Here is a 6,991-nt window from a genome sequence, read left to right on the forward strand (position 1 = left end):
ATATTTTTTACTTGTTCAAAAATACCGAACTGGTATAAATAAATTCATCATTTATTGCACTAAGTAAAAAACATGCAAAGGGAACAGGTCGTAGTTGTAAAGCTAGGTACAAGCGTACTCACTGGCGGTACCGATAAGTTAGACAAAGCACATATGGTGGAACTTGTTCGCCAATGCTGTGAGCTAAAAAAGCAAGGTCACCAGGTTATTTTAGTTTCTAGTGGTGCGGTTGCCGCAGGTCGCGAACAGTTATTAAAACCCTGTGGGCGCACATTAATAGACAAACAAATGTTGGCCGCTATTGGGCAAGGGCAACTCATTCATATTTGGCAAAGTTTATTTGCGTTATATGGTGTTAACGTGGGGCAAATGCTACTAACGCGCGCGGATGTTGACGACAGAGAGCGTTATTTAAATGCCCGCGATACCCTCAATGCCTTATTAAATTACGATGTTGTGCCGATCATTAATGAAAACGACGCAGTTGCTACTAGTGAAATAAAAGTAGGTGATAACGATAACTTGTCGGCATTGGTGGCAATTTTAGCCAATGCCGATAAGTTACTGCTACTGACCGACCAACAAGGGTTATTTACCAGCGATCCGCGCACCGACATTAACGCCACCTTGATTGACGAAGTTACCCATATTAATGATGAGTTACGCCAACTTGCGGGTGGCAGTGGTACAAACCTAGGCACAGGGGGTATGGCAACCAAACTGCAGGCAGCAGATATTGCCAGAAGAGCTGGGGTTGAGGTGATTATTGCCAAAGGCGCGGATGAAAATGTGATTTTAAAATGCATGAGCGAGCAACTGCCTGGCACCCGTTTTTTAAAACTTACCGCCCCTAAAGATGGCCGAAAAAAATGGTTATTAGCAGGGCCTAAAAGTAGCGGCCAAATTTTAATTGATGCCGGTGCGGTGCATGCATTGCAATCTAAGGGCGCCAGTTTACTTGCTAAAGGCATTACGCGTGCAATAGGTGAATTTGAACGTGGAGATTTAATTAACTTAATTGATGTAAACCAGCAAATTATTGCACGCGGGTTAACGCGCTTTAGCCATCTTGAAATCGATAAAATAAAAGGCGCACACTCTAATCAAATCAGCCATTTACTTGATTACGATAGCGGCGTGGAAGTGCTACACAGAGATGATATGGTGGTGTTGTAATTAAGCACTTTTTTAACGATATAGCGCAACGTATAATCCGCTTATAGTGTTGCGCTTTTTTGTGTTAAAATCTTGCACCTTAAATTTGTTGTAAAGAGTATTGAAGATGAAATTAGTTCGCTGGGTTTTAGGTTGTATCATCTTATTTTTTAATTTTGTTTTTACGCCGCGTAGCAAAAAACGTGATCCGCAAGAGCAAACTAAGCTTGATCAGCAAACCGCACAATTTAAGCTCTATCAATTCAAAGCATGCCCTTTTTGTGTAAAAGTGCGCCGTTCAATTAAGCGTGAAGGCTTAAAAATTGAAACACGCGATGCAAAAAATGATGAGCAATACCGCCAAGAGCTATTAGAGCAAGGCGGAAAAGTTAAAGTACCTTGTTTACGTATTGAGCAAGATGGCCAAGTAAAATGGCTTTATGAATCAAACGATATTATTGCTTACTTAAACAAAGTAGCCGCTTAAAATATTTATTGGTATTTCATACCATCTCACTTATTAAAAGAGACATTACCATGACAATTCGTACCCGTGTTGCTCCGTCGCCAACTGGTGACCCGCATCTTGGCACCGCTTACATTGCCTTATTTAACTACTGTTTTGCTAAACAGCAAGGCGGTGAATTTGTACTTCGTATTGAAGATACTGACCAAGTTCGCAGCACACCAGAATCTGAACAAGCCATCATGGATAGCTTACGCTGGTTAGGCCTTGAGTGGGATCATGGTCCTGATGTAGGTGGTGAGTTTGGTCCATACCGTCAATCTGAGCGCAGTGATTTATATAAAAAATACGCTCATCAGTTAGTTGAAGACGGCAAAGCATTCTACTGTTTCGCAACCAGCGAAGAACTGGACCAAATGCGTGAAGAGCAAATGGCCGAAGGTCTGCGTCCTAAATACGATGGTCGTGGCTTAAACCATACAGAAGAGGAAATTAAAGCAAACCTAGCTGCTGGTAAACCGTACGTTATACGTATGAAAATCCCAAGCGAAGGTACCTTTAAGTTTAACGATTACCTACGCGACGAAATTGAGATCCCGTGGGAAAACGTAGACATGCAAGTGCTATTAAAAGCGGATGGTTTTCCAACGTACTTTTTAGCTAACGTGGTGGATGATCACCATATGCAAATTAGCCACATTTTCCGTGGTGAAGAGTGGATAAACTCAGCGCCTAAGCTATTAAAACTGTATGAAGATTTTGGTTGGGAAGCACCCGTACTAGGTCACTTACCATTACTGCGTAATCCAGATAAATCAAAACTGTCTAAGCGTAAAAACCCAACGTCTATTAATTACTACAAAGAAATGGGTTACTTACCAGAAGCGGTACTAAACTACTTAGGCCGTATGGGTTGGTCAATGCCTGATGAGCGTGAAAAGTTCACCCTTAATGAAATGATTGAACATTTTGACATGAAGCGTGTATCGCTTGGTGGCCCAGTATTCGACGTAGACAAGTTAAGCTGGTTAAACGGTATGTGGATCCGCGAAAACTTAACTGATGCAGAGCTAATGCAGCGTTTTGTTGACTGGAAATTTAATGGCGACATGCTGGCTAAAGTCTTACCTGAAGCTAAAACGCGTATAAATACACTCTCTGACATGGTTGATTTAGCAGGGCACTTTGTAGGCGGCATCCCGACCTACGACCCAGCGCTATTAACAGCCGGTAAAGCTGACGAAGATGTTATTCGCCAAGCGCTGCAGTTTTTTGTATGGCAGTTAGAAGGCTTACGTAGCTTTGAAAAACCAGCTATTTTTGCAATTGCAAAAGAAGTAGCCACCTTCCACGAGCTTAAAATTAAAGATTTCTTAGAGCCTATATTTGTGGCTATTACCGGCAAAACATCATCAACTTCGGTATTAGATGCAATGGAGATTTTAGGGTCTGACCTATCGCGTGCACGTTTACGTGTCGCGCTTGCCCATTTAGGTATTTCTAAAAAGCAGGCTAAAAAGATAGAACGCGCATACCGCGATTACCCAAGTGCGTAATCGTGTATACAGATTTAAAAGCCGCTTAATTTAAGCGGCTTTTTTGTGCCTGTAATTCTAAGATGGAGTTGCCAGCATAGGGTAAGTAAATAAGAAAAAATGAAACACGTTAACGAGCCAATGACATAAAATGGCCCATTCTAACCGGCTTGTTTTATAGTAAATATAGCCATATCCAAAACCTGCAACGGCCGCCACAAGCATATAATGAGTACCCGCTGAAAAGTGTGCCAGTGAGAATACACAAGTACTGATAGCCGGTGCGAGCAGTGCAAACCTGCTAGGGGTTATTAGTTTTGAAAGCTTAGTTTGTATCACTCCCCTAAATAATGCCTCTTCTGCAACGCAGGTAAAAAGTAGGTTGATAGCTATAAATAACAACCAAAATTCAGGTACTTTTGGCGCAAATTCAACAAGGTTCAATGTTAAAGCAGTTATAAGCGCCGCTAAAATAGTGATAGTTATAATTAAAACGGGGTAGCCGATAGTCACTGGCTTTGCCGTTTTATTTTTTGCAAAAAAATAAGCGCTCAGCATTAAACCCGCTAATGCTTTATCAAAATTAGCATACAGGGTAAATGCAATTGCGTTACTGGTGACTTGTTCATTAACAACAATTGGCAGGTTATTAAAACCCGCAAACCAATGTAAGGCTAACCCGAGTGAGGCTGTTATAAATAAAGACGTTAGAACATTACGTTTTAACGCTGAGGTTGCCAATAGCGTAAAGTGAAACAACCCCACATAAACAGCTATAACAGCAACCGCGTTTAAATTTATATACTCTTGATAATAGGCAGTAATAACACTTAGCAGCAATAAGTATTGCCATAATGGTTGGCAAAATACAGTGAGTTTACACTGTGGGAAAACACATAAAATAGCGGCAGCTAAAAAGTAAAAAGTCATTGGCAAATACAGCTTGTTGTTTGATAGGGGAAATGAGAGAAAACGAATTACATAGCGTTATAGTCTCAATTAGATAATTTTGAGCTATTAATAATTATAGGCTTGTCCGCTACAAATAACGGCTAAATCACAATTGTAGCGGGATACTGATTGGCACTGCTCTAGTGTAAATGCATTGCCACCTAAATAAAGTACATCGTTTTTAAGGGATTCTATAGCTTGTGATTTCAAACGGTTATAGCTAATTGAGGATGTTCGCGTATCATCTGATACATCGCAGCTTTCGCCTTTTATTCCACCAAGAGGGCTTGCACCTCTATCGAGAGCGTCCTGAACACTGTAAAACTGCTCTAGGCCACGTTTATTAATGTGGCTTGAAACGTGTTCTGATAAAACCTCGTCGTCGATATTGGTTGTGTAAGTAACGTTATTACAGCCAGTTAAAAATGAAACCGCGCATATTAATAAAGAAAAATACTTCATTAGTTAATCCCTTAAACTCGTATTTGCCTAATTTACTTAGTTAATTAGCGAGTTGCAAATTATCATTTTTCGCCTTTATTAAACAGATTCGACCTCTCAAGATTTTTTTTCTGGTAGTATAGCTAGGTTATAAGCAGTTTAAGCAGTGAACACACTATGTTAAGTCCTTACTATCAGCAGCATGCTGATTATGTTTCAATTTCTCGTGAGCAAGGTTGTCGCTTTGCTAAATGTGTAGCCGACGACTACAACCCGCTTCATGATAAAGACGCTAAAAAGTTTTGCGCACCAGGAGACTTACTTTTTTCTCTAGTGTTAGACCGCTATGGCATTAGTGAGCGAATGGAGTTTACCTTTGCCGGTATGGTTGATGAAAATACCAAGCTAAATTTTCCAGAACAACCTGGAGAAGAGTTTGATGTAAACCATGGCGAAAAAGTAATTTTAAAGGTTAAGCGCGACGGTAAAACCAGCAAATGCCCAACACTTACAAATAGTTTAATAAAAAATTATGTTGAGTTCTCAGGTGCTGCGTTCCCGCATGTAATTATTCCTTTAATGGGCAAGCAAGAGGTAATGATAAATCCTGCGCGCCCTATGATTATTTATGAATCAATGATCATTAATCTTAATAACATTGATATTAAATCACCGACCCTAGAGTTTGCAGAGCCTAGCTTTGAATACGCTGGTAAACGCGGCAAAATAACCTTGCGCTTTAATTTACTCGAAAACGGCGAAAAGGTGGGTTTTGGTGAAAAGCACATGGTGGTATCGGGTATTCGTGAATACTGTCAAAGCACCGTAGATGATTTAATTGCATTTTATAATGAGCGTAAAGCCACATTAAAACCAGCTTAAATATTTCATTTTACTTAGGCGCTATTTAGCGCCTTTTTTATTACTAAAGCTCAGGTATAATAGCGTTCTTTGTTATTTTAAAGCCAAGCTTATGTCTGCCACATCGTTCTCATCACTAGCCCTAGACCCGTTACTATTAACGGCAATAGAGCAAAATAATTACACTACGCCTACCGCCATTCAGCACAAAACTATACCGCCAATTTTAGCGGGCAAAGACGTGATGGGCAGCGCTCAAACTGGTACTGGTAAAACTGCCGCTTTTGTTTTGCCGCTATTACATAAGCTTTTAAATTCCGCTAAAAAAGACGAACCAGGCATTGCCCGTGTGGTTATTTTAACGCCCACTAGGGAGCTTGCTCAGCAAGTATTTGCAAGCTTTGAAAAATACGCACAAGGTACAGATATAAAAGGTGCACTTGCCTATGGTGGCGCAAGCATTGGCCCACAAATCAAAGCACTTAAAACAGCGCAAGTAATAGTGGCAACGCCAGGGCGCTTACTTGATCACATAGTGAAGGGCAGTGTGGTGCTTTCAAGCGTGGACTCTTTGGTATTTGATGAAGCAGACCGTATGCTGGATATGGGTTTTATTGACGAAATTAGACGAATACTGCGTCACATCCCAGGCGATCGTCAAACCTTACTGTTTTCCGCCACCTTTGATGACAGTGTATTTGAGCTAAGTAAAAAATTGCTCAAAGACCCTGAACTTATTGAAGTTGATAAGCGCAACTCTGCTGCTGTAGAGGTTGAACAAGTTATTTACGCAGTAGATGAAGACAGAAAGCGCGAACTGGTCTCGCACATGATTGGCATGAAAAACTGGCGCCAAGTGCTTATATTCACCCGCACAAAACAAATGGCCGATAAGCTTGCTAAAGAAATGTGTAAAGATGGTTTAAAAACCGAATCTATTCATGGTGATAAATCGCAAGGTGCTCGCGATCGCGCATTACAAAACTTTAAAGAGGGCAGTACGCGTGTTTTAGTAGCCACCGATGTAGCGGCGCGCGGTTTAGACATACCGGCACTTAAATACGTAATTAATTTTGAATTGCCATACATAGCTGAAGATTATGTTCACCGTATTGGCCGTACAGGACGAGCTGGCGAGCAAGGCCTTGCAATGTCATTAGTGAGCTTAGATGAGCAATGGCTGCTTGAAGAAATTGAAGTACTGCTTGATACCCGCTTAACACCACAATGGCTTGAAGGCTACGAGCCCGACTTAAATAAGCCACCTAAAGATAACCGCAAAAACACTAACAAAGCGCGTAAAGATCGCGATAAAAAACGTATTACAGGACAAAGAGCGCCGAATAGAAGACGTAAATAAAAGCTTAGGGCTTCATTTAATAGGCAGCTAAGAGTGAACATCGGTCATTGAGATTGGCTGAATATCGTCGTTAATTGATTGGTTAGAGCGCTGCGCGCATATTAGTTCATTTAACTTTACCTAAAAAATTTAGAAAACTTAGTGATAGTAATGCCTTAGGTAATTTGTTAAAACTATATAATGTAGAAAAATGAGCGTAGCGTCGGCAGAAATATGCGCGAC

General features: G+C 40.8%; 7 protein-coding genes. 5 read left to right on the forward strand and 2 right to left on the reverse strand.

Annotated elements, in window-relative coordinates; all coding sequences use genetic code 11:
• Nucleotides 1-72: 72 nt before the first annotated feature.
• From proB to gltX, 3 genes are all read left to right on the forward strand, one after another.
• Nucleotides 73-1,176: a glutamate 5-kinase gene (gene proB / locus ACTRWE_RS11025; protein ID WP_462879997.1), complete on the forward strand. Its 1,104-nt coding sequence runs from the start codon at nt 73-75 to the stop codon at nt 1,174-1,176.
• A 106-nt stretch (nt 1,177-1,282) separates the two neighbouring features.
• Nucleotides 1,283-1,642, forward strand: a complete 360-nt coding sequence (locus ACTRWE_RS11030; protein ID WP_008111110.1) for a glutaredoxin family protein — start codon at nt 1,283-1,285, stop codon at nt 1,640-1,642.
• Between the two features lie 50 nt (nt 1,643-1,692).
• The gene (gene gltX, locus ACTRWE_RS11035; RefSeq protein ID WP_462879998.1) at nt 1,693-3,177 is read left to right on the forward strand and encodes a glutamate--tRNA ligase; all 1,485 of its coding nucleotides are present in this window, start codon (nt 1,693-1,695) and stop codon (nt 3,175-3,177) included.
• A 57-nt stretch (nt 3,178-3,234) separates the two neighbouring features.
• Here gltX and ACTRWE_RS11040 read toward each other — a convergent pair whose 3' ends face one another.
• Complete coding sequence (locus ACTRWE_RS11040) at nt 3,235-4,086, reverse strand: lysostaphin resistance A-like protein (protein ID WP_462879999.1); 852 nt, start codon at nt 4,084-4,086, stop codon at nt 3,235-3,237.
• 87 nt (nt 4,087-4,173) lie between these two features.
• On the reverse strand, nt 4,174-4,569 hold the full coding sequence (locus ACTRWE_RS11045) for a hypothetical protein (RefSeq protein ID WP_462880000.1): 396 nt from the start codon (nt 4,567-4,569) through the stop codon (nt 4,174-4,176).
• Between the two features lie 156 nt (nt 4,570-4,725).
• Between ACTRWE_RS11045 and ACTRWE_RS11050 the strand changes: the two genes are divergently transcribed.
• Entirely contained in the window at nt 4,726-5,430 is a 705-nt protein-coding gene (locus ACTRWE_RS11050) for a DUF3581 domain-containing protein (RefSeq protein ID WP_016900441.1), read from the forward strand.
• Nucleotides 5,431-5,521: 91 nt separating this feature from the next.
• Complete coding sequence (locus ACTRWE_RS11055) at nt 5,522-6,769, forward strand: DEAD/DEAH box helicase (protein WP_069440166.1); 1,248 nt, start codon at nt 5,522-5,524, stop codon at nt 6,767-6,769.
• The last annotated feature ends 222 nt before the right edge of the window (nt 6,770-6,991 follow it).

The organism is Pseudoalteromonas sp. G5_S1_54_S4 (assembly GCF_054968565.1).

What these genes read in the sequence shown, in the direction of transcription:
- proB (WP_462879997.1), top strand. Translation starts at nt 73, where the DNA reads ATGCAAAGGGAACAGGTCGTAGTTGTAAAGCTAGGTACAAGCGTACTC.
- ACTRWE_RS11030 (WP_008111110.1), top strand. Translation starts at nt 1,283, where the DNA reads ATGAAATTAGTTCGCTGGGTTTTAGGTTGTATCATCTTATTTTTTAAT.
- gltX (WP_462879998.1), top strand. Translation starts at nt 1,693, where the DNA reads ATGACAATTCGTACCCGTGTTGCTCCGTCGCCAACTGGTGACCCGCAT.
- ACTRWE_RS11040 (WP_462879999.1), bottom strand. Translation starts at nt 4,086, where the DNA reads ATGACTTTTTACTTTTTAGCTGCCGCTATTTTATGTGTTTTCCCACAG.
- ACTRWE_RS11045 (WP_462880000.1), bottom strand. Translation starts at nt 4,569, where the DNA reads ATGAAGTATTTTTCTTTATTAATATGCGCGGTTTCATTTTTAACTGGC.
- ACTRWE_RS11050 (WP_016900441.1), top strand. Translation starts at nt 4,726, where the DNA reads ATGTTAAGTCCTTACTATCAGCAGCATGCTGATTATGTTTCAATTTCT.
- ACTRWE_RS11055 (WP_069440166.1), top strand. Translation starts at nt 5,522, where the DNA reads ATGTCTGCCACATCGTTCTCATCACTAGCCCTAGACCCGTTACTATTA.